Annotated in this window: 24 protein-coding genes and 1 pseudogene; 19 read left to right on the forward strand and 6 right to left on the reverse strand. The window is 70.1% G+C overall.

Annotated elements, in window-relative coordinates; translation table 11 throughout:
* From ACIDOCELLA78_RS82500 to ACIDOCELLA78_RS82540, 9 genes and pseudogenes are all read left to right on the forward strand, one after another.
* A partial coding sequence (locus ACIDOCELLA78_RS82500; RefSeq protein WP_201727692.1) for a hypothetical protein occupies positions 1–221 on the forward strand: 221 nt, incomplete at its 5' end.
* 298 nt (positions 222–519) lie between these two features.
* The gene (locus ACIDOCELLA78_RS82505) at positions 520–906 is read left to right on the forward strand and encodes a sigma-70 family RNA polymerase sigma factor (protein WP_249675009.1); all 387 of its coding nucleotides are present in this window, start codon (positions 520–522) and stop codon (positions 904–906) included.
* Positions 903–1,328, forward strand: coding sequence for a hypothetical protein (locus tag ACIDOCELLA78_RS82510; protein ID WP_201727693.1), 426 nt, complete (start codon positions 903–905; stop codon positions 1,326–1,328). The genes ACIDOCELLA78_RS82505 and ACIDOCELLA78_RS82510 overlap by 4 nt, the downstream gene beginning before the upstream one ends.
* Positions 1,325–2,167: a periplasmic heavy metal sensor gene (locus ACIDOCELLA78_RS82515; RefSeq protein WP_249675011.1), complete on the forward strand. Its 843-nt coding sequence runs from the start codon at positions 1,325–1,327 to the stop codon at positions 2,165–2,167. Before ACIDOCELLA78_RS82510 ends, ACIDOCELLA78_RS82515 begins: the two co-directional genes overlap by 4 nt.
* A 13-nt stretch (positions 2,168–2,180) precedes the next feature.
* Positions 2,181–3,608: a DUF1800 domain-containing protein gene (locus tag ACIDOCELLA78_RS82520; protein WP_307850851.1), complete on the forward strand. Its 1,428-nt coding sequence runs from the start codon at positions 2,181–2,183 to the stop codon at positions 3,606–3,608.
* Between the two features lie 5 nt (positions 3,609–3,613).
* On the forward strand, positions 3,614–4,831 hold the full coding sequence (locus ACIDOCELLA78_RS82525) for a DUF1501 domain-containing protein (protein WP_201727810.1): 1,218 nt from the start codon (positions 3,614–3,616) through the stop codon (positions 4,829–4,831).
* 64 nt (positions 4,832–4,895) lie between these two features.
* A pseudogene (locus ACIDOCELLA78_RS82530) lies at positions 4,896–5,216 on the forward strand (deoxyribodipyrimidine photo-lyase); the annotation flags it as partial.
* 365 nt (positions 5,217–5,581) lie between these two features.
* Positions 5,582–6,439, forward strand: coding sequence for an FAD-binding domain-containing protein (locus ACIDOCELLA78_RS82535; protein WP_249675012.1), 858 nt, complete (start codon positions 5,582–5,584; stop codon positions 6,437–6,439).
* Positions 6,440–6,839: 400 nt separating this feature from the next.
* Positions 6,840–9,386, forward strand: coding sequence for a glycosyltransferase (locus ACIDOCELLA78_RS82540; RefSeq protein WP_201727695.1), 2,547 nt, complete (start codon positions 6,840–6,842; stop codon positions 9,384–9,386).
* Here the strand turns inward: ACIDOCELLA78_RS82540 and ACIDOCELLA78_RS82545 are convergent.
* The 4 genes from ACIDOCELLA78_RS82545 to bchE form a co-directional block, all read right to left on the reverse strand.
* On the reverse strand, positions 9,329–9,472 hold the full coding sequence (locus tag ACIDOCELLA78_RS82545; RefSeq protein WP_201727696.1) for an FAD-dependent oxidoreductase: 144 nt from the start codon (positions 9,470–9,472) through the stop codon (positions 9,329–9,331). The two genes, ACIDOCELLA78_RS82540 and ACIDOCELLA78_RS82545, sit on opposite strands and share 58 nt — an antisense overlap.
* The gene (locus ACIDOCELLA78_RS82550) at positions 9,451–10,536 is read right to left on the reverse strand and encodes an NAD(P)/FAD-dependent oxidoreductase (protein WP_201727697.1); all 1,086 of its coding nucleotides are present in this window, start codon (positions 10,534–10,536) and stop codon (positions 9,451–9,453) included. Before ACIDOCELLA78_RS82550 ends, ACIDOCELLA78_RS82545 begins: the two co-directional genes overlap by 22 nt.
* 109 nt (positions 10,537–10,645) lie before the next feature.
* Complete coding sequence (gene bchJ, locus ACIDOCELLA78_RS82555; RefSeq protein WP_283770810.1) at positions 10,646–11,155, reverse strand: bacteriochlorophyll 4-vinyl reductase; 510 nt, start codon at positions 11,153–11,155, stop codon at positions 10,646–10,648.
* An 88-nt stretch (positions 11,156–11,243) separates the two neighbouring features.
* Positions 11,244–12,806 (reverse strand): magnesium-protoporphyrin IX monomethyl ester anaerobic oxidative cyclase, encoded by a 1,563-nt coding sequence (gene bchE, locus ACIDOCELLA78_RS82560; protein ID WP_201727699.1) that lies wholly within the window; start codon positions 12,804–12,806, stop codon positions 11,244–11,246.
* Between the two features lie 507 nt (positions 12,807–13,313).
* Here bchE and ACIDOCELLA78_RS82565 point away from each other — a divergent pair.
* Genes ACIDOCELLA78_RS82565 through ACIDOCELLA78_RS82580 form a run of 4 tightly spaced genes read left to right on the forward strand, consistent with a single transcriptional unit; the run spans position 13,314 to position 19,082 of the window.
* Positions 13,314–13,748, forward strand: a complete 435-nt coding sequence (locus ACIDOCELLA78_RS82565; protein ID WP_174502954.1) for a MerR family DNA-binding transcriptional regulator — start codon at positions 13,314–13,316, stop codon at positions 13,746–13,748.
* Positions 13,749–13,772: 24 nt separating this feature from the next.
* A complete protein-coding gene (locus ACIDOCELLA78_RS82570) occupies positions 13,773–14,909 on the forward strand; it encodes a thiolase family protein (protein WP_201727700.1) in 1,137 nt (378 codons plus the stop codon).
* Positions 14,909–17,269 (forward strand): 3-hydroxyacyl-CoA dehydrogenase/enoyl-CoA hydratase family protein, encoded by a 2,361-nt coding sequence (locus tag ACIDOCELLA78_RS82575; protein WP_201727701.1) that lies wholly within the window; start codon positions 14,909–14,911, stop codon positions 17,267–17,269. Before ACIDOCELLA78_RS82570 ends, ACIDOCELLA78_RS82575 begins: the two co-directional genes overlap by 1 nt.
* 22 nt (positions 17,270–17,291) lie before the next feature.
* Entirely contained in the window at positions 17,292–19,082 is a 1,791-nt protein-coding gene (locus tag ACIDOCELLA78_RS82580; RefSeq protein ID WP_201727702.1) for an acyl-CoA dehydrogenase C-terminal domain-containing protein, read from the forward strand.
* A gap of 62 nt (positions 19,083–19,144) precedes the next feature.
* Here ACIDOCELLA78_RS82580 and ACIDOCELLA78_RS82585 read toward each other — a convergent pair whose 3' ends face one another.
* Both ACIDOCELLA78_RS82585 and ACIDOCELLA78_RS82590 read right to left on the reverse strand, forming a co-directional pair.
* Complete coding sequence (locus ACIDOCELLA78_RS82585; protein ID WP_201727703.1) at positions 19,145–19,858, reverse strand: ABC transporter permease subunit; 714 nt, start codon at positions 19,856–19,858, stop codon at positions 19,145–19,147.
* A gap of 35 nt (positions 19,859–19,893) precedes the next feature.
* The gene (locus ACIDOCELLA78_RS82590; protein WP_201727704.1) at positions 19,894–20,808 is read right to left on the reverse strand and encodes an extracellular solute-binding protein; all 915 of its coding nucleotides are present in this window, start codon (positions 20,806–20,808) and stop codon (positions 19,894–19,896) included.
* A 116-nt stretch (positions 20,809–20,924) separates the two neighbouring features.
* Here ACIDOCELLA78_RS82590 and ACIDOCELLA78_RS82595 point away from each other — a divergent pair, with 116 nt between their 5' ends.
* The 6 genes from ACIDOCELLA78_RS82595 to tatA all read left to right on the forward strand — a co-directional run bounded on the left by ACIDOCELLA78_RS82595 (position 20,925) and on the right by tatA (position 24,209).
* Positions 20,925–21,302 carry a winged helix-turn-helix domain-containing protein gene (locus tag ACIDOCELLA78_RS82595; protein WP_201727705.1) on the forward strand — a complete coding sequence of 126 codons (378 nt, stop codon included), beginning with the start codon at positions 20,925–20,927 and terminating at the stop codon, positions 21,300–21,302.
* A 120-nt stretch (positions 21,303–21,422) separates the two neighbouring features.
* Positions 21,423–21,902 (forward strand): TspO/MBR family protein, encoded by a 480-nt coding sequence (locus ACIDOCELLA78_RS82600; RefSeq protein WP_201727706.1) that lies wholly within the window; start codon positions 21,423–21,425, stop codon positions 21,900–21,902.
* Between the two features lie 214 nt (positions 21,903–22,116).
* Positions 22,117–22,740: an ankyrin repeat domain-containing protein gene (locus tag ACIDOCELLA78_RS82605; RefSeq protein ID WP_201727707.1), complete on the forward strand. Its 624-nt coding sequence runs from the start codon at positions 22,117–22,119 to the stop codon at positions 22,738–22,740.
* Positions 22,741–22,883: 143 nt separating this feature from the next.
* Entirely contained in the window at positions 22,884–23,435 is a 552-nt protein-coding gene (locus ACIDOCELLA78_RS82610) for an acetate uptake transporter (protein WP_201727708.1), read from the forward strand.
* Positions 23,436–23,710: 275 nt separating this feature from the next.
* Complete coding sequence (locus ACIDOCELLA78_RS82615) at positions 23,711–23,938, forward strand: twin-arginine translocase TatA/TatE family subunit (protein WP_201727709.1); 228 nt, start codon at positions 23,711–23,713, stop codon at positions 23,936–23,938.
* A gap of 10 nt (positions 23,939–23,948) precedes the next feature.
* Complete coding sequence (tatA, locus tag ACIDOCELLA78_RS82620; RefSeq protein ID WP_201727710.1) at positions 23,949–24,209, forward strand: twin-arginine translocase TatA/TatE family subunit; 261 nt, start codon at positions 23,949–23,951, stop codon at positions 24,207–24,209.
* Positions 24,210–24,211: the final 2 nt, after the last annotated feature.

The raw sequence follows: 24,211 nt of genomic DNA on the forward strand, positions 1-24,211 counted from the left end.
GATGGCATGGCGATGGCGCTGCACGGGGCGCGGCGCGCCGCCGAGGCGGTGCTGGCCGGCAGGACGCCGTGGCCCATCACCGCCGCCTCGCCGGCGAGCTTGGCGGGCAGATCCGCCTCGCCTCGCTGCTCTATCGCGCGCAGCGCCCGGCGATCGGCCAGCGTCTGCTGTTCGCCGCCCTCGCCGCGCGCCGGCCGGGCTCGGGCCGCTGGTGCGGCTGACCCGGGTGCGGGCGCGGTGAAAAAACCCGGCGCGCCGGCGACGGAAACCCGCCGCCCGCGCGTTGAACGGACCGGATGCCGACCGGATGGCCGGTCGGCGCGGCAACCGGCGCAGGGTGGGCTTCCGCGAGGACATGACAGACCCGGAGGGCGACCCGGATGCGCCGCTGCTGGCGAGGATCGGCATGGGTGAGGAGGCGGCGTTCCGCACGCTGATGGCGCACAAGCTGCCGCGCGTGCACGGCTCGCGCTGCGGCTGCTGCGCGATCCGGCGCTGGCCGACGATATCGCGCAGGAGGTGTTCCTGCGGGTCTGGCGGCAGGCGCGGGCGTGGCGGCCGGGGGCGGCGCGGTTCGACACCTGGCTGCACCGCGTCGCGCTCAATTTGTGCATGGACCGGCTGCGGCGGCGGCGGGAGGTGGCCGTCGCCGATCCGCCGGAACAGGCCGATCCGGCGCCGGGGGCGGATTTCATGCTCGCGCGCGACGCCGAAAGCCGGCGCGTGGAGCGCGCGGTCGCCGGACTGCCTGCCCGCCAGCGCGAGGCGCTGGTGATGCAGGTGTATCAGGGATTGTCGAATATCGAGGCCGCCGCGGCGCTGGGCATCAGCGTCGAGGCGCTGGAAAGCCTGCTCGCCCGCGCCCGCCGCGCCCTGCGCCAACAGCTCGAGGATCTGCGACCATGACGCCCGAACGCTTCGCCGCCCTGGCCGCCGCCTATGGCGGCGCGATCGACCGCTGGCCCGAGGCCGAGCGCGCGGCGGCGCGGGCCTTTCGCGACGCCCACCCCGAGGCGGAGGCGGTTCTCGCCGCCGAGGCGGCGCTGGATGCAGCGCTGGCGCGCTGGGCGGTGCCCGCGCCGGGCGCCGCGCTGGCCGGGCGGATCGCCCGCGACGCGGCACGGCGGCGGCAGGCGCCGCGGCGCCTGCGGCTGTGGCTGGCCGGACTCGGCCTCGCCGGCGCGCTGGCCGGCGGCGGGGCGATCGGCGCCGTGCTGGTCGCCCGCCTGGTGCCGGCGGGCGGGGCGGGCTGTTCGCAATCCCTCACCGTGCTCGGCGCGCCGGTGCCATCCTGCGGCGATGCCGCCAACTGGAGTGATACGCTGTGACCACCAGAAGCTTGCAGATCGGCCTCGTCGCCTCGCTGCTCGTCAACGCCCTCATGATCGGCGCCTTTGGCGGCGGGCTCGCGGTGCTGTCGCGCCGGGGCGGCTGGCACAGGCCGCCGCATCACGGCTCCGGCCCGATCCAGACCGCCGGCCACGCCCTGCGCCCGGCCGACCGCGCCCGCTTCCGCGCCGCGATGCTCGCGGTGATCCGCGACAATCGCGACCTGATCCGCGATGCGCGGCGCAGCCGCCAGCAGGCGGGGGCGCTGTTCATCCGCCCCGAATTCGACCGCGCCGCGATCGCGTCCCTGCTGGCCAGGGCGCGGCGGGATCGCGGCGAGCTGCTGGCGAGGCTCGACAACGCGGCGCTGCGCTTCGCCGCCACCCTGCCGCGCGGCGAGCGGCGGAAACTGGCGCGCGGCCTTGCCGAACATGGCGAGTTGCAACGGCGGGGCGGGGCGTTTGCTCCCCGCCGCGAGGCGGTATTTCTGCTCCCCCGCCGCATGGCGGTATTTCTGCTCCCCCGCCGCAGGAGCAAAAATCCCTGCCGCCGCCGGGCTGAAGGGGCGACGGATATTCGGTGCCCGCGCGTTGAACGGGAAACAGGCCCCGCGCGGTCGACGCGCCACAGATCATCGAGGATCTCACCCATGCTGTCTCGCACGTTCCGTTTTACGCCCCCTCAGGATGTACGGCCGGGCCGGGCCGCGCGGATCGCGCGGCGGGCGGTGGCCGCGATCCTGCTCGCCGGACTCGCCGGCGGGCTTGCGGGATGCGTGGTCTATCCCGCCGGACCGCGCCATGGCTGGTGCTACTGGCACCCCTATCGCTGCCGCTGAGCGGGTGACGGCGATGACCCTCGCATCCGCCCAGGCGACAAGCCTGACGCCTTCGCAGGCATCAAGCCTGACGCCTTCGCAGGCATCAAGTCTGACGCCCTCGCAGGCATCAAGTCTGACGCCCTCGCAGGCGATGATCCGCTTCGGCCTGGGCGGGCGGCCGGACCAGGCGCCGCCGGCCGATCCGCGCGCCTGGCTGCTCGGCCAGCTCGACGGGCCGGACCCGGCGCTGGCGACGCCGGAATTCGCCGCCCTGCCGAGCGGGGCCGCGGCGCTCGCAGCGCTGCGCGAGGACCGGATGAGGCGCAAGCGGCTCGCCCGCGAGGGGGGTTCGCTCAAGGAGCATTTCAAGCCGCGCGGCCGGGAGATGTTCCGCGCCGATGCCGCCGCCCAGCTCAGCTGGGCGCTGCGCACCGACGCGCCGTTCCGCGAGCGGCTGGTCTGGTTCTGGGCGAATCATTTCACCGTGTCGATGCGTCAGGGCGGCACCGCGGCGCTGATCGGCCCGTTCCTGCGCGAGGCGATCCGCCCGCATGTGACCGGCCGGTTCACCGACATGGTGCTGGCGGTGGAGCGGCATCCGGCGATGCTGCTCTATCTCGGCAATGCCGGGTCGGTCGGGCCGGACAGCCGGGTCGGGGCGCGGCGGCATCGCGGGCTCAACGAGAATCTCGGCCGCGAGTGCATGGAGCTGCATACGGTGAGCCTGCGCGCGGGCTACAGCCAGCAGGACGTCATCGCCATGGCGAAGCTGCTCACCGGATGGTCGGTCGACCCGCGGGCGGAGCCGACCGGGTTCCGCTTTCATCCCTTCGCCCATGAGCCGGGGCCGCAGACGCTGATGGGACGCAGCTTTCCGCCGGGCGAGGCGGGCGGCATCGCGGCGCTGCGCTTTCTCTCGACCTATCACACCACCTGGACGGCGCTGGCGACCAAGCTGGTGCGGCATTTCGTGGCCGACCAGCCGCCGGCGGCGGCGGTCGCGCATGTCGCCGGCGTGCTGGCCGGCACGCAGGGCGATTTGCGGGCGGCGGCGGCGGCGCTGGTCGACCTGCCGGAGGCCTGGACGCCGGGGACCAAGATCAAGACGCCGGTCGAGTATTTCCTCTCGGTCGGCCGCGCGCTCGGCGAGACCGAGGCGAAGGTGCCGGCGGCGCTGGGGATGCTGCGCCGGCTCGGCCAGCCGCTCTGGGCGGCGCCGCTGCCCGATGGATGGTCCGATCTCGGCGGCGACTGGAGCGGGCCGGACGCGGTGCTGGCGCGGATCGACTTCGCCTATACCATGGCCGGGCGCAGCCACGACCGCGCGCCCGCCGCCATCGCCACCGCCGCCCTCGGCGCGCGGCTGCGCCCGCAGACGCTGGCGGCGGTGAGCGCCGCCGGCTCGCCGCGCGAGGCGCTGGCGCTGCTGTTCGCCTCTCCCGAATTTCTCAGACGGTGACCGACATGAATCTCTCCCGCCGCGCGACGCTGCTGGGCCTCGCGACCGTCGCGACCCTGGGCCGGACCCGGCTCGCCCTCGCCGCCGCGCCGACGCAGGCGCGCTTCGTCGTTGTGTTGTTGCGCGGCGCGCTCGACGGGATGGAGGCCGTCATTCCCCATGGCGACCCCGATCTCGCGCGGCTGCGGCCGGGGCTGATCCCGCCGGCATCGGCGCGGCACGATCTCGGCGGGTTCTACGCGCTGCACCCGGCGCTGGCGCGGTTCCACGCGCTCTATGCCGCGGGCGAATTGCTGCCGGTGCACGCGATCGCCGGCCCGTATCGGACGCGCAGCCATTTCGAGGCGCAGGACCTGTTGCAGACCGGCGTCGGGCAGATCGGCATGAATTCGGGCTGGCTCAACCGGCTGATCGGGGAATTGCCGGCGGATGGCGATCCGGGCGGAATCGGGCTGGCGGCGGGGATCGGCACGCCGCTGATCCTGCGCGGGGCGGAACCGGTGGGCGCCTATGCGCCGGTCGGGTTCGCGCAGCCGGATCGCGGGCTGTACGCGGCGATCGGCAAGCTCAACGCGGGCGATCCGGTATTCGGCCCGGCGATCGCCCGTGGGCTTGGCGCCCGGCGGTTCGACGCCGCGACCTTCGCCGCCGGGCCGGCGCCGGACATGGACGAGGCGGGGATGCGGGTGCCGGCGGGGCCCGCGCGCCCGGCCGGGGGCTACGGGTTTCCCGAACTGGCGGCGCGGGTGGGCACGCTGCTCGCCGCCGCCGACGGGCCGCGGATCGCGGCGTTCCAGCTCGAAGGCTGGGACACGCATGTCAACCAGATGCAACTGCTGCCCTTCCCGCTCGCCGGCCTCGATCGCGGGGTGGCGGCGCTGAAGGTGGCGCTGGGCGCGGCCTGGGCGAAGACCTGCGTGCTGGTGATCACCGAATTCGGCCGCACCGCGCGGATCAACGGCACGCGCGGGACCGATCATGGCACCGGGACGGTCGCGTTTCTCGCCGGCGGCGCGGTGCAAGGCGGGCGGGTGCTGGCGACCTGGCCGGGGCTGAAGGAGCGGCAGCTGTTCCAGAACCGCGATCTCGCGCCGACGGCCGATCTCCGCGCGCTGGCCAAGGGGGTGCTGGCGGCGCAGTTCGGACTGGGGGGCGCGGCGCTCGGGCGGATTTTCCCCGACAGCGCGGCGGTGGCGCCGATGGGCGGGCTGCTGCGCGCCTGATCCGCCCGCGTCCTCGCGCCGCCCGCGCCTTGTCCGATCGGCGCGGGCGACCATTTCGGGCGGCATGGGAGACGAAATCTCGGTTGTCTGGTTCAAGCGCGACCTGCGGCTCGCCGATCACGCGGCGCTGAGCGCGGCGGCGCGCGCGGGGGCGGTGCTGCCGCTGGTGATCGTCGAGCCGGACTATTGGCGGCTGGCGGATGTCTCGCACCGGCACTACGCGTTTCTTGCCGGCTGCATCGAGGATCTGGCGGCGGCGATCGCGGCGGCGGGCGGGCGGCTGCTGGTGCGCGTCGGCCCGGCGGTCGAGGTGCTGGAGGCGCTGCGCCGGCGGCTCGGCGGGTTCAGCCTGTGGTCGCACGAGGAGACCGGCAATCGCTGGACCCATGCGCGCGACCGGGCGGTGCGGCGCTGGGCGCGCGGGCAGGGGGTGACGTGGACGGAGCTGCGCAATTTCGGCGTGATCCGCGGCCCGGCGCTGAACCGCGACCGCTGGGCGGCGCAGTGGGACCGGATGATGGCGGCACCTTCGTTGCCGCCGCCGCGCGGCATCGCCTGGGCGACGCCGCCGGAGGGGGTGGCGGCAGCTTGTGTTCCGGCGGCGGCGGCGCTCGGCCTCGCGCCGGACGGGTTGCGGCACGGGCAGGCGCCGGGGCGGGCGGCGGCGCTGGAGACACTCGGCTCGTTCCTCGCGCGCCGGGGCGAGGATTATACACGGGCGATGTCTTCGCCGGTGTCGGGCGAGGCGGCGTGCTCGCGGCTGTCGCCCTATCTGGCCTATGGCTGTCTCTCGATCCGCGAGGCGGCGCAGGCGGCCTGGCGGCGGCAGCGCGAGGTGCCGGCGGCCAGCCGCTGGGGGCGGCGCTGCGCTCGTTCATCGCCCGGCTGCACTGGCATTGCCATTTCATCCAGAAGCTTGAGGCCGAGCCGGAGGCGGAGTGGCGGCCTTTCGCGCGGGTATATGAGGGGATGCGGCCGCCGGCCGATCCGGCGCGCCTCGCCGCCTGGGCGGAGGGGCGGACGGGTTATCCCTTCGTCGATGCGGCGATGCGCTATCTCGCGGCGCATGGATGGATCAATTTCCGCATGCGGGCGATGCTGATGTCGTTCGCGAGCCATGACCTGTTCCTGCCCTGGCAGGAGAGCGGCCTGGTGCTGGCGCGGCTGTTCACCGATTACGAGCCGGGAATTCACTGGCCGCAATGCCAGATGCAGTCCGGCGAGACCGGGATCAACACGGTGCGGGTGTATTCGCCGGTCAAGCAGGGACACGACCAGGATGCCGCCGGCGGGTTCATCCGGCTGCACGTGCCGGAGCTGGCGGCGGTGGCGGGGGCGCTGGTGCACGAGCCCTGGCGGCTCGACGCCGCCGAGCGGGCGCGGCTCTGCCCGGATTATCCGGCGCGGATCGTGATCCATGAGGAGGCGGCGCGGGCGGCGAAGGCGGCGCTGTTCGCGCGGCGGCGGCTCGTGGAGGCGCAGCGCGAGGCGGATGCGGTGCAGCTTCGCCACGGCTCGCGCCGGGGACGGGCCCGGACGCCGCCGCGCCGCGCCGCCGCCGCGCCGGGGCAGCTCGCGCTCGATCTGGACGGGGCCGCCGGCGCCTGACGGGCGTGACCCGCCTGTTCGCACGAGATCGGTTCGCACGAGATCGGTTCGCCTGAGGGGCGCGGCGCGGTTTTCGTCCCGCGGCGCAGGATGATGCTCGACAGGGCGGGGCTGGACGCGGCATAGTGCGTCCCTGTTAATAACAAAACGTATTCAAATATTAACTTATTAATTGGACGATATGCAAAAAAGACAAAATCATAACGAAAATATTTCATCTTTATCGAAGAAAAGACAAAAGATTTCGCCACGCGCGGCAAGCGGCGACGCTGGCGGGGCGACGCCGGACCGGCGCCCGGCCGGCGATATCGGGGCGGACGCTAACGGTGGGCCGTCGCCGCCGCCCGGCGACGATGCGTCGCTGCAACCGATCGGGTATCTGGAGCGATGCGATCACGAAATGATTTCCGGCTGGATCTGGGACCCGGCGCGGCCGGGCGAGCCGGTGGATGTCGATCTCGTCGAGGGAGGGGTGATGCTGTTCCGGGTGCGGGCGGATCTCTATCGGCCGGATCTGGAGGAGGTGGGGTATGGTGACGGGCGGCACGGGTTCGCGTTCACGGGGCTCGACATGGTGCTGCCGCATTCGCGGCATCTGGTGAGTCTGCGGCGGGCCTCGGACGGGCTCGATCTGCTGGCGTCGCCGCACTGGATCGTGCGGTCGCCGCCGCGTCTCGACGAGCCGGCGCTGCGGTTCATGACCGAGGCCTTCGTGCAGGCCTCGCTCGCCGCGCGCGCGCCGGAGGAGCTTTCCGGCGGGATCGGCTTTCTGCTCAGGCTGCTGAACCAGTGCATCAACGCGCATGACCGGCTGGCCGGGGCGGCGGGGCGGACGGCGGCGGCGATGCGCGAGGGGCTGGTGCCGCGGGACGAGCTCGACGGGCGGACCGGCGGGATCATCGACGCGCTGAGCCGGGCCTATCCGCTGCTGACCCTGGGACAGGCGGGCGCAGCGGAGACGGCGCCGGAGGTGTCGGTGATCATTCCGGCGCACGATCATTTCGACCATACCTATCGCTGCCTGGAGTCGATCAGGGACCATTTCCCGCGCCGCTCGTGCGAGATCGTCATCGTCGACGACTGTTCGACCGACGAGACCCTGCTCTGCACGCTGGTGTTCGCCGGGCCGGTGCGGGTGGTGCGCACGCCGCAGCAGCTCGGCTTCGTGGGCGCCTGCAATGCCGGCGCGCGCGAGGCGCGGGGGCGCTATCTGCTGTTTCTCAACAACGACACGCTGGTCCGCGAGGGGTGGCTGGACGCGCTGGTGGACACGTTCGAGCTGGTGCCGGGCGTCGGCATCGCCGGGTCGCGGCTGCTGGCCGAGGATGGCACGTTGCAGGAGGCGGGCGGGATCATCTGGCGTCTCGGCGACGGGTGGAACTGGGGCCGCGGGGAAGACCCGGCGGAGCCGCGCTTCCTGCATCTGCGCGACGCCGACTGGGTGTCCGGCGCGGCGCTGATGGTCGAGCGGGCGCTGTTCGAGACGCTGGGCGGGTTCGACAGCCATTACGCGCCGGCCTATTACGAGGATGTCGACCTCGCCTTCCGGGTTCGCCAGCTCGGCCGGCGGGTGGTGGTGCAGCCGGCCTCGGAGGTGGTGCATCTCGAAGGCGTCAGCAATGGCGTCGATGTCGCCGGCGGCGGGCTCAAGCGCTACCAGCTCGTCAACCAGCGGAAGTTCCAGGCGCGCTGGAGGGATGTTCTGGCCGGGCACCGGTTCAACGGCGAGAGCCCCGATCTGGAGGCCGAGCGGCAGGTGCGCCGGCGGGCCTATTTCATCGACGATACCGTGCCGACACCCGACCTCGACGCCGGATCGAACGCGGCGGTCGCGCATATGCGCGCCTTGCAGGCGCTCGGCTACAAGGTGACGTTCATGCCGGCGGACAACATGGAGGATCATCAGCCCTATACCGCCAGCCTCAGGAAAATCGGCATCGAGTGCCTGCACGCGCCCTATGCGCGGTCGGTCGAGCAGGTGTTCCGCGATGCGCTGGTGGCGCCCGACCTCGTTTATATCCATCGCTACTCGAACGCCGCCAAATACGCGATGCTGACGCGGCGTTATTTTCCGAAATGCCGCATCGTCTACAGCGTCGCCGATCTGCATTTCCTCCGCCTCGAACGCCAGGCCGCGGTGGCGCCGGGCGATCCGCACACGGTGGGGCTGGTGGCGCAGAAGGCGGGAGAGCTTGCGGTGATGCGGGTGGTGGACGCGGTGATCGTCCATTCCTCGGCCGAGGCGCGGCTGCTCGGCGAGCTGGTGCCCGAGATCGCCACGCATGTGGTGCCATGGGCGGTCCGGCCGCGCCCGACGCCGGCGCCGTTCGCACAGCGCGCGGGGATCGTCTTTGTCGGCGGTTTCCAGCATCCGCCCAATGTCGATGCCGTGCGGCACTATGCCGACGACATCCTGCCCGCCCTTCGTGCCCGGCTGCCGGCGGCGACGAGCAGCATCGTCGGCAGCCGGATGCCCGAGGCGATCGCCCGGCTGCACGAGCGGGGGCTGGCGATGGTGGGGTATGTGCCCGATCTGGCCGATGTGCTGCACCGGGCGCGCTGCACCGTGGCGCCGCTGCGCTTCGGCGCCGGGATCAAGGGCAAGGTGCTGGAGAGTTTCGCGCACGGGCTGCCCTGCGTGATGAGTCCGGTTGCCGCCGAGGGGCTCGACCTGCCGGCGCCGCTGGACTGGCTGGTGGCCGGGACGGCGGCGGATTTCGCCGCCAAGATCGTCCGCGTGCATGAGGACGAGGCGTTGAACCAGTGTCTCGCGGAGGCCGGTCTTGCCTTTGTCGCCGCGCGATACAGCGAGGCGGCGACGCGCGCGGCGCTGGCCGGCGCGGTGGATCGTGACGCGGCCGAGGCGGCGGCGGCGGCAGACCCGCCCGCTCAGCCGGCGGCGAGACGGGCGAGGACGGCGGCGGCGGCGTCGAGCCCGGAGAGATAGGCGGCCTCGACCTTTCCCTGCGACGTCCAGTCACCGCAGAGGGCGAGGCCGCCTTCGGCGTCGATCAGGTCGGGCCGCGCCGCCACGGCCGGGGCGTTGGCGTAGCGCCAGCGATGCAGGTCGAGATGCACCGGCGCGAGGGCTGGCCGAGGCAGGCGGCGAGAGCGTCCAGCATGGCGGCGCGGATGGTTGCCGGATCGTCCTCGAGATGCGCGTCCGCCCAGGCATTGCGGGAGATCGCGACCAGGCCCGGCCCGCCCTCGTGCCCCGGCCGCGCGGCGCAGAGGGAGATCCAGCTCAGCGCGCCGTCGCGCACCAGCGCGGCATCGAAGCCGGGATCGAGCGGTGCTGCGAGGCCGAGCATCAGCGAGAAGGCGCCCTGCATCCGCGCCGAAGCGGCGGTGGCGTGCAGGGGCGAGGCGGCGGGCAGCAGGGCGGCGGCCTGCGGCGCCGGCACCGCCACGATGACGAAGGCGAAGGGGCCGAACCGCTCGCCGGCCTCGCTCTCCAGCGCCCAGCCCGCCGGCATCCGGTGCAGCGCCGCGATGCGACAGGACTGCCGGACGTCGAGCCCCGCGGCCCAGTGCGCGGTGAGGCGGCTCATCCGGCCGACCGGGACGTAATGCGCCGGGGTTTCGCCCCAGTCGCGCCGGTGGGTGATGGCGGCGGCCTCGATTTCGGCGAAGCGGCAGGCCCAGGGTGTTACGATTCCCGCGGCGCGCAGCCGGGCGAGCTCGGCAAGGAAGCGCGGGTCGCGGGCGGTGAAGAACGGGGCGCCGAAATCGAAGGCGAAGCCCTCGCGGCGGCGATGCGCGAGGCGGCCGCCGGGACCGCGCGCCTTGTCGAACACGGTGACGGCGCAGGCGCCGGCGAGCGCGCGGGCGGCGGCGAGGCCGGCGGCGCCCGCGCCGATGACGGCGACGGCCGGGCGGGTGCCGGCGCCCATGACGGTTTCGGCCGGGCGGGTGCCGGCGCCCATGACGGTTTCGGCCGGGCGGGTGCCGGCGCCCATGACGGTTTCGGCCGGGCGGGTGCCGGCGCCCATGACGGTTTCGGCCGGGCGGGTGCCGGCGCCCATGACGGTTTCGGCCGGGCGGGTGCCGGCGCCGATGACGGTTTCGGCCGGGCGGGTGGTGGAACTGTCGGTCACGTCGTCATCTCCTGCGGTCCGCGCGGCGGTGCGCGGCCGGGTGGGGATTGATTCTGGGCAGCGCCGGTAGAGCATCATCCGCGCCGGCGGTCCACCGGCCGGCGGCGGATCAGCCGCGCCCGATGGTGAAGACGCAGGACGGCGCGCCGGCGGCGCGGCAGGCGGTTTCGCGGACAAGCAGGCGGCGGTCCACCAGCGCCTGGAACAGCACGGCGAACGTGCCGGCGTGAAAGTCGCAGCCGGGGCCGCAGGCGCCGGGTGGGGCGATGGGGTTGGCGGTCAGCGTCAGGCGAAGTCCGCCGCGCCAGGTGGCGCCGAGCCCCTCCGGCATGCCGAAGGTCCAGGCGTGGCGGCGGATGGCGGCGACCAGCAGGCGGGCGGCGAGCGGCGCCGGGGCGGCGCGGAGCGCGAGGCGGACCGGGCGCGGAATCCGGTGCGCGAGGAGATAGCGCCCGGTCGCCTCGCCGGCGGCGCGCAGCACCGCGCCGCCCGGCCCGGCGCCGAGGCAGGCGCGCACCGCGCGGTGCAAAGCGAGCACCTCGGCGGCGGGGACCATCGTGGCCGGCGGGTGGGCGAGGCGGTTTTCGGCCCCGCCGCCCGCGCGACCCGGGCGATGCAGGCCGGACCGCCGGAGGCGGCGAGGGCGGCGAAGACCTGGAGGATCGCGTTTGGCCCGATCAGCGGCCCTGAGGGGTCGGCGCGCGCGGTCAGGGGGGCGGCTCCGCCGCTTCGCGCGTCTTGCGGCGCTGCCGCCCGTTGTCGTGCATGGTGCGCCATTCGACCTGTGCCGCGCCGGCGCGGTCGCGCGCGCCGTCGAAATGGAAATCGACCTTGCGCTTCGATTGCGGCCCCCAGTAGCCGACCCGGCCGAGATCGTAGAATTTCCGCTCGAAGCCGGATTTCATGAACGCCTTGAGGCAGCCGAGCAGGTAGCGCCTTCGCGCGCCGGAGCCGGCCCAGGGGTAGGAGAAGAACGCCTTGCGCATGTAGAAGCGGCGGTAATTGTGCATCACCCGGTCGAGCAGTTCGGCGCGGTCCATCGCCGCGGGCTTGATGATCGGGGTGACGAAATTGTATTTCTCGTAGTCGAACACCTCGACCTTGTCGGCCAGGTCGCGGAACAGGTCGGAGAAGGGCCAGGGCGTGTACATCGACCAGTTGGCGAGATCGGGCGCCCAGTCGCGCGCCATGCGGTAGGTTTCCTCCAGCGTTTCGCGGGTTTCGTTTTCGAGCCCGACGATGAACTGCGCCTCGACCACGATGCCGGCGGCGCGCAGCAGGGCGATCGCCTTGCGGTTCTGCTCGATCGTGGTTTCCTTGTTGAACCGGTCGAGCTTCATCTGCGCCGCCGCCTCGGTGCCGAGGGAGACGTGGATGAGCCCGGCGCGGCGGTAGAGCGGCAGCAGCGCCTCGTCGCGCAGGATGTCGGTGACGCGGGTGTTGATGCCCCAGAGCAGGCCGACATCGCGCGCGATCAGCTCCTCGCAGAAGGCGACGAATTTCCTGCGGTTGATGGTCGGTTCCTCGTCGGCGAGGATGAAGAAGCCGACGCCGTGCTCATCGCGCAGGCGGACGATTTCATCGACCACCTTCGCCGGGTCGCGGTAGCGGTAGTCGCGCCAGAATTTCCATTGCGAGCAGAAGGAGCAGGTGAAGGGGCAGCCGCGCGCCATGTTGGGGATGGCGACACGGGTGCCGAGCGGGATGTAGCGGTAGCGGTCCCACGCGAGGATGCTCCAGTCGGGGGCGAGGGCGTCGAGATCCTTCACTGTGGGGGCGGCTTCGGTGGCGACGACCTTGCCGCCCTCGCGGAAGGCGATGCCGCGAATGGCGTGGCGGGTGGCGGCGAAATCGCCGGCGGCGACGGCGCGGGCGAGATCGACGATGATCCCCTCGCCCTCGCCGCGGACGATCACGTCGATCCAGGGGGCTTCGGCGAGAACCTGGCCATACATGAAGGTGGCGTGCACGCCGCCGAGAACCGTGAGCGCGCCGGGATGTTCCTCGCGCGCGATTTCCAGCAGGCGTTCGGCCTTGTAGATCGAGGGGGTGATCGCGGTGGCGCCGACGATGTCCGGCCGTTCGGCGCGGAGGATGTCGCGCAGCGCGTCGTCCGACAGGTCGTTGGTCATCGCGTCGATGAAGCGGAGATCGGTGAAGCCGGCGGATTTCAGCGCGCCGGCGATATAGGCGGCCCAGGCGGGCGGCCAGTTTCCGGCGATCTCGGCACCGCCTGAATGATAGTTCGGATGCACCAGCAGGATTCGCATCCCGTCCTCCTCTCCGCTTGATGTGTCAAGTTATAGTGACAATTCGACATGTCACTTTGATCTCGATCAAGGGGGAGGGCGGATCGGTCAGGCTGCCGGAAATTCGCGCCGGGTTTCGTCTCCGCTCGGCGTTTTCAGGGCAGATCGGGATATCGCGGGGTGGTCATGGTCGCGTCGCCTGACCGGCTGTGCTGCGGTGGCGATGCCGGACGGGGCATCGCTGTCCTCCGCCCGGGTTGATATGACATTTTCGTGATCGGATTGTTCATTCTGCGGTCGTATCGTGCGCTGTGTAGCACGAATGGCGGGAATTCGGCCGGGATGCCGTCGCTTTTTTGCGCGCGACCCGGGTGGAAAGCCTCGACAACGTATAGAGCATGCCCTATACGTAATGATTATTCGGTTACCGTTAAAGATGGAAACGGGTCATTCATGGTATTGTCCGCGACCGCCCTTCATCATTCGACAGGACGACCAATGACCACACGAACTACCACGGGCCCGGCCATGGCCGCGTTGCATGAGCGTCACCAGCGCGAGGACGAGGCCGCCGGCCAGCAGGGGGATGCGCTCTATTCGGTCAGTCAGCTCGCCCGGCAGCTTGGCGTGACGGCGCGCACCATCCGCTTCTATGAGGACAAGGGGCTGGTGAATCCGAGTCGCGCCGGCACCACCCGGGTCTACACGTCGCGCGACCGCGCCAGGCTGATGCTGATCCTGCGCGGCAAGCGGCTTGGTTTTTCGTTACGCGAGATCAAGGATTATCTCGATCTCTACGATGTCGATCCGACACAGCACGCGCAGCTGCGTCAGCTTCTCGCGGCGGTGCGCAAGCGCATCGCCAAGCTGCAGGAACAGCGCGCGGCGCTCGAGCAGAGCCTCGCCGAGCTGGCCGATATCGAGCGGCAGTCGGAAAACGCCCTGAAACTGTCGACCAAGTAAGACTTGCACAGGAGTCCGAGATCCATGTCCAGCGCCGTCATCGCCGCCTATGCCCGTTCGCCGTTCGCCCTTGCCCGGAAAGGCGGGCTTGCGCGGGTCAGGCCCGACGAGATGGCCGCCGCCGTCGTTCGTGAGCTGGTGGCGCGCAGCGGCGTCGCGGCGGAGGACATCGAGGATCTGATCGTCGGCTGCGCGTTTCCCGAGGCGGAGCAGGGGCTGAACGTGGCCCGCCTGATCGGGCTGATGGCCGACCTGCCGATCGGCGTCGCCGGCGCCACGGTCAACCGGTTCTGCGGCTCGTCGATGTATTCGATCCACATGGCGGCGGGCGCGATCGCGATGGGCGCGGGCGAGGCGTTCATCGCCGCGGGGATCGAGAGCATGACCAGGGTGCCGATGGGCGGGTTCAACCCGATGCCCTCGCCGGCGCTGTATGGCAAGATGCCGGCCGCCTACATGGGCATGGGCGAGACGGCCGAGAACGTCGCGAAGCGCTGGCGGATTTCGCGCGAGGCGCAGGAGGAATTCGCCCTCGCCAGCCACGTCAAGGCGGCGGCGGCGCAGATGGCGGGGAGGCTGGCCGGGGAGATCGTGCCGATCGCGCTGTCCGGCGCCACCGTGTCCGAGGATGGCTGCATCCGCCACGACGCCTCGCGCGAAGGCCTGGCCGGGCTGAAGCCCGCCTTCGATGCCGAGGGCAGCGTCACCGCCGGAACCTCCTCGCCGCTGACCGATGGCGCGTCCGCCGTGCTGGTCTGCTCGGAGGCGTATGCCGCGCGGCACGGCCTCGCGCCGCTCGCGCGGATCCGCTCGGTCGCGGTGGCCGGCTGCGCGCCGGACATCATGGGCATGGGGCCGGTCGCGGCGTCGCGCAAGGCGCTGGCCCGCGCCGGCATCGAGGCCTCGGCGCTCGACGTGGTCGAACTCAACGAGGCCTTCGCCTCGCAGGCGCTCGCGTGCATCGGCGAACTCGGCCTCGATCCGGCGCGGGTCAATCTCGATGGCGGGGCCATCGCGCTCGGCCATCCGCTCGGGGCGACCGGGGCGCGCATCACCGGCAAGGCGGCGCAACTGCTCGGCCGCGAAGGCGGCAAGTTCGCGCTCGCGACCCAGTGCATCGGCGGCGGGCAGGGCATCGCGACGGTTCTGGAGGCGCTCTGATGGGCGCGATCCAGTCCGTCGCCGTCATCGGCGCCGGCGTGATGGGGGCGGCGATCGCGGCCCAGATCGCCAATGCCGGCATCAAGGTGCGCCTGCTCGACATCGTGCCGAAGGAGGGGGATGACCGCAACGCGATCGCGAGGCGGGCGATCGAGCGGTTGAAGACCACGCAACCGGCGCCGCTGATGTCCTCCCGCGCCGCGCGGCTGATCACGCCGGGCAATACCGAGGACGATTTCGCCGCCCTCGCCGAATGCGACTGGATCGTCGAGGCGGTGATCGAGCGGCTCGACATCAAGCAGGCGCTCTATCGCCGCCTGGCCGAAGTGCGCAAGCCGGGTTCGGTGGTGTCATCCAACACCTCCACCATTCCGCTCGGCGAGCTGATGACGGACATGCCGGAAAGTCTCCGGCCCGATTTCGTGATCACCCATTTCTTCAACCCGCCGCGCTACATGCGGCTGCTGGAACTGGTGAGCGGCCCGGCGACGAGCGCGGACGCCATCGCCCGCGTCACCGAATTCTGCGATGTCGCGCTCGGCAAGTCGGTGATTCCCTGCCGCGACACGCCGGGCTTCATCGCCAACCGCATCGGCACCTACTGGATCCAGACGGCGCTCGCGCTCGCGCTCGAGATGGGGATCGAGATCGAGGAGGCGGATGCGATCATGGGCAGGCCGATGGGGTTTCCCTCGACCGGCGTGTTCGGGCTGATGGATCTGGTGGGCATCGATCTCGGGCCGCACGTCAACGCCTCGCTCGCCCGGCTGCTGCCGAAGACCGACGCGTTCCACCGGATGAACCGCGAGGCGCCGTTCCTCGCGACGATGATCGCCGAGGGCTATACCGGCAAGAAGGGGAAGGGCGGCTTCTACCGCTCGACCGGGCGCGGACGGGAGCGGGTGAAGGAGACCCTCTCGCTCGCCGCGGCGGCGCAGGGGCGGCTGGAATGGCGGCCCTCCATCCGCCCCGACATCGCCGAGGTGAAGGACGCGAAGACGGATCTCAAGCGCCTCGTCGGCGCCAAGTCGAATTACGGGCACTATGCCTGGGGCGTGCTCGGCCGCGTGCTGGCCTATGCGGCCTCGCTGATTCCCGAGATCGGTGACGACATCGCCGCCGTCGATGCCGCGATGCGGCTCGGCTATACGTGGAAATACGGCCCGTTCGAGCTGATCGACCGGCTCGGCGCCGACTGGGTGGCGTCGCGCCTCGCCGACCTTGACGAGCCGGTCCCGCCGCTGCTGGCGAAACTCGGCGCGGGCGCGTTCTATCGCGAGGATGGCGCCACGCTGCTGCGGTTCACGCCCGATGGCGGCTATCGGGCCGTCGCGCGCGCGCCCGGCGTGCTGCTGCTGGAGGATGCGAAGCGCGGCCGCAAGCCGGTGCTGTCGAACAAGTCGGCCTCGGTCTGGGACATCGGCGATGGCGTGCTCTGCGTCGAGTTCCATTCGATCATGAACGCGATCGATGGCGACACTCTCGCCCTGCTCGGCAAGACCATCGCGCTGGTGCAGAAATCCCACAAGGCGATGGTGATCTACAGCGAGAACCTGCGCGCCGGGCCGGGCAAGGAGAATTTCTCGGTCGGCGCCAATCTCGGCCTTGCGATGTTCGCCGCCAATCTGCGGATGTGGGGCAAGATCGAGGGTACGGTGAAGGAGGGGCAGAAGATATTGCAGGCGCTGCGCGAGGCGCCGTTCCCGGTGGTCGGCGCGCCTTCCGGCCGGGCGCTGGGCGGCGGCTGCGAGATCCTGCTGCATTGCGACGCCGTTCAGGCCCATGCCGAGACCTATATGGGGCTCGTCGAGGTCGGCGTCGGCCTCGTGCCGGGCTGGGGCGGGTGCGCCGCCATGCTGGCGCGCTGGCAGGGGGCGAAGGATGCGCCGCGCGGCCCGATGCCGGCGGTCGCCAAGGTGTTCGAGATGATTTCCACCGCGAAGGTCGCGACCTCGGCCGCCGAGGCGAGGGAGCTGAAATTCCTCCGCCCCGGCGATGGCATCACCATGAACCGCGAGCGCGTGCTGGCCGATGCCAAGGCCCGGGCGCTCGCCATGGTGGCGGGGTATGCGCCGCCCGAGCCGGACACGCTGCAACTGCCCGGCGCGACCGGCCGCGTCGCGCTCGGCATGGCGGTGGAGGACTTCCGCAAGAAGGGGGTCGCGACACCGCATGACGTGACGGTGTCGACCCATCTTGCCCGCGTGCTCACCGGCGGCGATACCGACATGCTCGATCCGGTGCCGGCCGGCGCGGTGAAGGACCTCGAACGCGAGGCGTTCATGGCGCTGTTCCGCACCAGGGAAAGCCAGGCGCGGATCAAGCACATCCTGGATACCGGCAAACCCCTGCGCAACTGAACCGAGACAAGGGAGATACGACATGCCCGTCTACAAGGCGCCGCTCAACGACATGCGCTTCGTGCTGCACGAGCTGTATGACAGCTCCGCCATCGCCGAACTGCCCGGCAATGCCGATTTCACCCCCGAACTGATCGACAGCGTGCTGGAAGAGGCCGCGAAGATCAGCGAGCAGGTGCTGTTCCCGCTCAACCAGGTGGGCGACCGCGAGGGGTGCTCGTATGAAAACGGCGTCGTCCGCACGCCGAGCGGCTATCGCGAGGCCTATCGCACCTTCTGCGAGGGCGGCTGGACCGCGATTTCCTCCGACCCGGATTATGGCGGGCAGGGCATGCCGCTGACCGCGGCGATGATGGTCGAGGAGATGTTCTGCTCGGCCAATGTCGCTTTCGGCCTGTATCCGGGGCTGAGCCACGGCGCCTATGTCGCGCTGAAGCATTCGGGGTCGGACGAGCAGAAGAAGGCCTGGCTGCCCAACCTCGTCTCCGGCAAGTGGACCGGCACGATGTGCCTGACCGAGCCGCATTGCGGCACCGATCTCGGCATGCTCCGCACCAAGGCGGCGCCGAACGGGGATGGCAGCTACAGCATTACCGGCAACAAGATCTTCATCAGCGCCGGCGAGCACGATCTTGCGGAAAACATCATCCATCTCGTGCTCGCCCGGCTGCCGGACGCGCCGGCCGGGGTGAAGGGCATCTCGATGTTCCTGGTGCCCAAGTTCCTGCCGCGCGAGGATGGCACGCTCGGCCCGCGCAACGGCATGCAGTGCACCGCGATCGAGCACAAGATGGGGCTGAACGGCTCCGCCACCTGTGCGATGAGCTTTGACGGCGCGACCGGCTGGCTGGTCGGCGAGCCGAACAAGGGCCTCGCCGCGATGTTCAAGATGATGAATACCGAGCGCCTGTCGGTCGGTATCCAGGGGCTCGGCATCGCCGAGGTCGCGTATCAGAACGCCGTGGCCTATGCGCGCGAGCGCATTCAGGGCCGCTCGCTGACGGGCGCCAAGGCGCCGGAGAAGCAGGCGGACCCGATTCTCGTCCATCCCGATGTGCGGCGGATGCTGCTGACCAGCCGCGCCTATATCGAGGGGTGCCGGGCGCTGGCCGGATGGGTCGCGCGGGAGCTGGAAATCCTCGAGAAATCGGATGACGACGAGGCGCGGCAGGTGGCCGACGATTTCGCCTCGCTGATGACGCCGGTGGTCAAGGCGATGTTCACCGACCTTGGCTTCGAGATCGCCTCGCTTGCGGTGCAGACCTATGGCGGCCATGGCTATATCCGCGATCACGGCATCGAGCAGTATGTGCGCGACGCGCGGATCGCGATGCTCTACGAGGGCACCAACGGCATCCAGGCGCTCGACCTCGTCGGCCGCAAGCTGCCGCAGGATGGCGGCAGGTTGCTGACCCGCTTCCTCGATCCGGTGCTCGAATTCATCGACGCGCATCAGGATAACGACGCCCTCGCCGAATTCCTGCCCGCGCTGTCGCAGGCGCTGGAGCATGTGCAGGAAGCGACCGGGGTCATCATGGAAGGTGCGATGGCCAATCGCGACGAGGTGGGGGCGGCGTCGGTCGACTATCTCCGCCTGTTCGGCCTCGCCTCGCTCGCCTTCGTCTGGGCCCGCATGGTCGCGGTGGCGGCCCCCAAGGCCGGGGACGATGGCGAGGGCGCGCAATTCTACCGCGCCAAGGTGCGGACCGCGAAATTCTTCATGGACCGTCTGCTGCCGCAGACCGGCGCGCTGCTCGCCGCGATCCGCTCGGGGGCCGCGACGATGATGGAATTCGAAGACGCCGCGTTCTGATCCGCTCGCTGCCGCCCGGTCAGCCGGCCGGGCGGCGGCAGAGCGCGGTCAGCGCATCATTCTCAGCGTTTCGAGCCCCGCCGCAGCAGCCAGAGCGGCAAAGGCAGGGCGGCCAGCAGGAACACCCAGAGCAGCGGGAACGTGGCGGAAAGCCCGCCGTCTTCAAGGTCCACCCAGAGCCGTACCGGCATGCCCTGCGGGAAATAGGCGAAGATCAGCACGATGCCGAGCTCGCCCACCCCGCGCACCCAGGCCAGCGCGAGGGCGGCGCCGAGACCGTCGCGCGCCATCGGCAGGGTGATGTGGCGGAAGATCTGCCGGCGGGAGACGCCGAGGGTGAGCGCGGATTCGGCGAGTTCGGCGGGGATTTCGGCAAACGCGCCGCGCGCCGCGATCACGAAGGTCGGCAGTCCGGCATAGATCCCCGCGATCAGCAGCGCCGGCGGGTTGTTGGAGATGATCCCGCCGACGCGTTCGAGCAGGATGCCGACCGGGCCGATCGGTCCGTAGAATGCCGCGAGCAGGATGCCGAGAGCGAGCGGCGGGGTGAGCAAGGGCAGCAGCAGGAAGAGCTGCGCGGCATCGCGAACCCGGCCCTTGCTGGCGGCGAGCCAGTAGGCCAGCGGCGTGCCGAGCAGGGCGATGACGGCCAGCGCGGCCAGCCCATAGGCCAGCGAGACAACGACGGAGCCGCCATCCGTGGGGGACAGGAAGAAACGGCGCCAGTCGGTCATGCCGACGAGGCCGGCAAACGGCGCCGCCAGCAGCAGCAGCACGAAGCCGCGCAGCAGGGCGCCGAGGCGCGCTGCGGTCAGACCGGTCCGCCGAGCGGCGGATTGTAGCCGTATCGTGCGAACAGTTCCTGTCCCTTGCGGCTTTGCAGCAGTGAAACGAATGCCTGCCCCGCCGCGGGGTTGCGGGCGGTGCGCGGCACGCAGGCATAGAAGACGAGCGGCTGCGTGTGCAAGGTCTGGCTGTGGCCCTTGACCTTCAGCGTGATCGCGGCGCGGGAATACCAGTCCGCCGCCATCGACGGATCGCTGAGGTTGATCTGCCGGGGCAGCTTCAGGAACGGCAGCTTGAGCGACTTCACGGCGCTTTCGTAGCCGATCGTGGCGTCCACCGCGCCGCTGTCGATCCGCGAGAGCAGCGAGGGTTCGGGGAAGATCTGCGCGGGGTTCACCGGTTTGCCGAGCACGCGCCGGATCAGCTCCGGCTTGTGGTAGTAGCGCTGGGCGAGATCGAAGGTGAACAGCACGTTGCGGCCCTGCGGGTCGGTGCGCGGATCGGTGCGGCCGAAGCGCAGGCCGGGTTTTTCAAGGATGTCGAACCAGCGGGCGTCGGCGCCGGCCGCTTCGAAATCGGCGCGGAAGCGGGAGTGGGGCGACCAGGCCAGCACCATCGCGGTGCTGGCGACCGGCTGGGCGTGATCGACCAGCCCGGCCTTCTGGAGAATCTCGATCGGGCCGCGCGTGATCGAGATGAACGCGTCCGCCTGGAGCGTTTTCGCGGCGATGAGATGGGCGAGGCCGAACGCGCCCCGCCCGATGCCATGAAACCGGTCGCCGGTCTGGGCCGTGAACGCGGGGCCGATGGCGTGGTCCATGAGCAGGCCCATCGAGCCGGCATAGGCGATCGTGGCCGTCTGGCCGGCGGCCGCCGCGGCGATGGGACAAAGCGAGGCGGCGCCCGCAAGCGTGGTGAACATCCTTCGGGACAGTGTCATGCGGGATTTCTCCGTGATCGGGGGCGGCTGAACATGCGACCCTCGATATGTTCAAACGGCGATATCGTCAATTGGCCATATCGGAATCGGCGATGTTTTGTGTTTGAACGGGGGGGATGAAGACAGAGAGCGCGATTCCTCCCCTCAGCCTGCGCATTCGCGTCGTGCAGGGCGACGATCTTGTGCTTGGGCCGGGCCGGGCCGATCTGCTCGCGCTCATTCACGAGACGGGCTCGATCGCGGCGGCCGGGCGGCGCATGGGGATGAGCTACAAGCGCGCCTGGCAACTCGCCGAATCGATGAACGCCACGTTCAGCGCGCCGCTGATCCACGCGGCGAAGGGGGGGGTTGCGGGGGGCGGCGCGCAGCTGACCGAGCTGGGCGAGGCGGTGCTCACGGCCTATCGGGAGCTGGAACGGGTGTCCCGGATTGGGGGCGCCGCGGCGTTGCGGGCGCTTGCCGATGCGAGAGGGGCGAGGGCGCACGACGTTTGAGCATGGCGGAGGGTCTGGAAATCCGGAACCCGTCCCTTTTCAGCGGCGTTCGTTTTACCTAAATTCATACGCGAAGGAGTACGTGTCTTCCGGTTGCCAGAACGCCCCGAACAGCACCGCATGTCCAGCGCCCAGATACGGGCTCTGCTGGGGTTTCTCGCGCTGGCGCTTCTGGCGGGCGCGGTCGGCGGGTCGGTCACGGTTCCGAACATCCACAGCTGGTATGCCGTATTGCCGCATCCGCCGGGAACGCCGCCGAACTGGCTGTTCGCGCCGGCATGGACGGCGCTTTACCTCGACATGGCGATCGCGGCGTGGATTGTCTGGCGGAGCCCGGATATCCCGACCCGGCAGCGCCGCGCGCTCAGCCTGTGGGGCTGGCAGCTCGCCGCCAACGCCATGTGGTCGCCGATTTTTTTCGGGCTTCACCGGCCCGATATCGCCCTCGTCGTGATTTGCGCGCTCGATGCGCTGATCGTCGCGACGATCGCCGCGTTCCGGCCGATCAGCCGGGTCGCGGCGGCGATGATGGCGCCCTATCTCGCGTGGTGCCTGTTCGCGACCTATCTCAATGCGGGCTTCTGGTTTCTCAATCGCTGATCGGGTATTGCTTGGTCCGGTCACGACGATTGATGTCGGATTTGAATAAAAATCGGCGAACGTCACCAGACAGGATTTCTGCTCGCGTGCGTATTCAAGCCAGGGTGGCGGGCGCGGGCCGTCCGGGCCGATGCGGGTGCGGCCGGATTGCCGGCCGTATCGTCCTCACCCTCCATCAGACAGGCGGATTGTCCGCCAGGGAACCTTGCCTGCCATGACCTATCGATCGAAGCTCTGTTTTCTCGGATTTGCGACCCTGCTTGGCGGCGTTTTCGGCATCGTTCCCGCCAATGCCCAGATGGCGGGCGCCGGTCCCGGCAACGGCCTCGGCCCGATTGGCGGCATTCCCCAGCCGCGGCATGAGGCGCCAGCCGAAGCGCCGCCCGGATTGCCGGGCGCCTCGTCGGCCGGGAATATTTCGGCGGGGCCCGTCGCCGATGTGGGCGGCGATCCGACCACGCTGCTGTTCAAGGCGATCAATCACGGCGATTATGGTCAGGCGCGGGCGGCGGTGAGTCGCGGCGCCAATCTCGCGGCGCGCAACGCGCTGGGTGAGACGCCGATCGAACTTTCGGTCGAGCTGAACCGAAACCGCATCACGTTCATGCTGCTCTCGGCGCGGGCGGAGGAAGTGCCGGCCGCGACGATGGCGGCAGCCCAAGCCCCGGTGCGATCCGCGGTGAAGCGTTCCGCCCGCCCCACGGCGCGCGCAATCGGCAAGTCTTCAATGATGGTCAAGGCGGCGGGCCGCCCGGCGACGTCATCGGCGCGGGTCGCGCACGATACCGGCCGGCCCGATGCGAATGCCGGCTTTCTCGGCTTCGGGCGCCAGGACTGATCCGTCCCGGTGCAACGACGGTCGGTGCGGGTGCGGTTCGTTTGCCTGAACGTGAAAAGCTGGTAATTGAAATGCGGGGCGACATCCAAGGGCGGATGTCTCCATCAACCAATGACCCGCTCAAAAATTCTTAGGGAGATGACATGAACACCTTCAACCCGGCACCACTGGGACTGTTCGGTTTCGCGCTCACCACATGGCTGCTGTCGATGATCAATGCCGGGCTGCTTCCCGGGGCTGGTCTTGGCATGGTTCTGGCCATGGCATTCGCTTTCGGCGGCACGGCACAGCTCGTGGCCGGGCTGGGCGAGATGAAAGTGGGCAACACTTTTGGATTTGTGGCGTTCACCTCGTATGGCGCCTTCTGGTGGTCCTTTGGCCTGTTCGTCGAATTCTTCGCCAAGGGCGTGCCGGGTCCCATGGTCGGCTGGTATCTGCTGGTCTGGGGCGCGTTCAGCTTCGTGATGTTCATCGGCACCTTTGCCCTGAACAAGGCGCTGCAGCTGATCTTTGGCTTCCTGGTCGCCACGTTCGTGCTGCTTGGTCTCAATGACCTTCTCGGGGCTCCCGCGCTCGGCCAGTTCGGGGGATATCTCGGCCTCATCACCGCGCTGCTCGCGTTCTATCTGGGCGCCGCCGGCGTGATCAACGGCGCCCACGGCAAGGAAATCCTGCCGATCGGCGCGAAGGCCTGACAGTCATAATGCCCGCATGGGCGACGGAGCCGGCGGAAGCCGGCTCCGTTCCTGTTTTCGCGCGGGCCACGAATCGGTGACCGGCCGGCCATTGGCGCGGCAGGGTGTTTGGAGTATTCATATTCTGGACGGATACCGATAGCTCCGGGCGCGTAAGCTCCACCGATCTGTCATCCGCCAATGGTCGGGCGCGAATCGTCGGGCTCGAATCGTCGGGCTGGCCGGATCGTGCCACCCCCTGGCGGGGATCGCTAAAGTGAGGAAGGATACGGATTATGGGTGGTTTGAGCATCTGGCACTGGCTCATCGTTCTCGCGGTGGTGTTGCTCCTGTTCGGAACGGGCCGGGTCGGTAATCTCATGGGTGAACTCGGCAAGGGCATGAAGGCGTTCAAGAACAATATCGCCGACGACCAGCCGTCGAAGGATGCCTCCATGCTGGAGCAGCAGGCCAAGGCGCCGGACGCGCGCAACGAGACGAAGGCCGAGCAGAGCAAGGTTTGAGGCGGCAGCGATGGGGTTCGATTCTCCGGTCCACTGGCTCATCGTCATCGCCGTGATCGCGCTGCTGTTCGGCGGATCGCGCGTCGGCAACCTGATGGGCGAGCTTGGCAAGGGCATCAAGTCGTTCAAGCAGAACATGAGCGATGCCGGGACGACCGGACCCGCGGCGGCCGACAAGGCCGAAACGGGCAGGCAGGGCCAGATTTCGGGTCAGGCGGACGCGCCCGATGCCTCCCGCGTCGACGATACCGCAAACAACGCCCATCGCTGAGC

This window comes from Acidocella sp. C78 (genome assembly GCF_907164655.1).

Excerpts from the sequence above, each read along its gene's own strand:
- ACIDOCELLA78_RS82510 (WP_201727693.1), top strand. The coding sequence starts at position 903 with ATGACGCCCGAACGCTTCGCCGCCCTGGCCGCCGCCTATGGCGGCGCG.
- ACIDOCELLA78_RS82565 (WP_174502954.1), top strand. The coding sequence starts at position 13,314 with ATGGCCGCGTTGCATGAGCGTCACCAGCGCGAGGACGAGGCCGCCGGC.
- ACIDOCELLA78_RS82525 (WP_201727810.1), top strand. The coding sequence starts at position 3,614 with ATGAATCTCTCCCGCCGCGCGACGCTGCTGGGCCTCGCGACCGTCGCG.
- ACIDOCELLA78_RS82540 (WP_201727695.1), top strand. The coding sequence starts at position 6,840 with ATGATTTCCGGCTGGATCTGGGACCCGGCGCGGCCGGGCGAGCCGGTG.
- ACIDOCELLA78_RS82590 (WP_201727704.1), bottom strand. The coding sequence starts at position 20,808 with ATGACACTGTCCCGAAGGATGTTCACCACGCTTGCGGGCGCCGCCTCG.
- ACIDOCELLA78_RS82610 (WP_201727708.1), top strand. The coding sequence starts at position 22,884 with ATGAACACCTTCAACCCGGCACCACTGGGACTGTTCGGTTTCGCGCTC.
- bchE (WP_201727699.1), bottom strand. The coding sequence starts at position 12,806 with ATGCGAATCCTGCTGGTGCATCCGAACTATCATTCAGGCGGTGCCGAG.
- ACIDOCELLA78_RS82600 (WP_201727706.1), top strand. The coding sequence starts at position 21,423 with ATGTCCAGCGCCCAGATACGGGCTCTGCTGGGGTTTCTCGCGCTGGCG.
- tatA (WP_201727710.1), top strand. The coding sequence starts at position 23,949 with ATGGGGTTCGATTCTCCGGTCCACTGGCTCATCGTCATCGCCGTGATC.
- ACIDOCELLA78_RS82580 (WP_201727702.1), top strand. The coding sequence starts at position 17,292 with ATGCCCGTCTACAAGGCGCCGCTCAACGACATGCGCTTCGTGCTGCAC.
- ACIDOCELLA78_RS82595 (WP_201727705.1), top strand. The coding sequence starts at position 20,925 with ATGAAGACAGAGAGCGCGATTCCTCCCCTCAGCCTGCGCATTCGCGTC.
- ACIDOCELLA78_RS82615 (WP_201727709.1), top strand. The coding sequence starts at position 23,711 with ATGGGTGGTTTGAGCATCTGGCACTGGCTCATCGTTCTCGCGGTGGTG.
- ACIDOCELLA78_RS82605 (WP_201727707.1), top strand. The coding sequence starts at position 22,117 with ATGACCTATCGATCGAAGCTCTGTTTTCTCGGATTTGCGACCCTGCTT.
- ACIDOCELLA78_RS82575 (WP_201727701.1), top strand. The coding sequence starts at position 14,909 with ATGGGCGCGATCCAGTCCGTCGCCGTCATCGGCGCCGGCGTGATGGGG.
- ACIDOCELLA78_RS82520 (WP_307850851.1), top strand. The coding sequence starts at position 2,181 with ATGACCCTCGCATCCGCCCAGGCGACAAGCCTGACGCCTTCGCAGGCA.
- ACIDOCELLA78_RS82570 (WP_201727700.1), top strand. The coding sequence starts at position 13,773 with ATGTCCAGCGCCGTCATCGCCGCCTATGCCCGTTCGCCGTTCGCCCTT.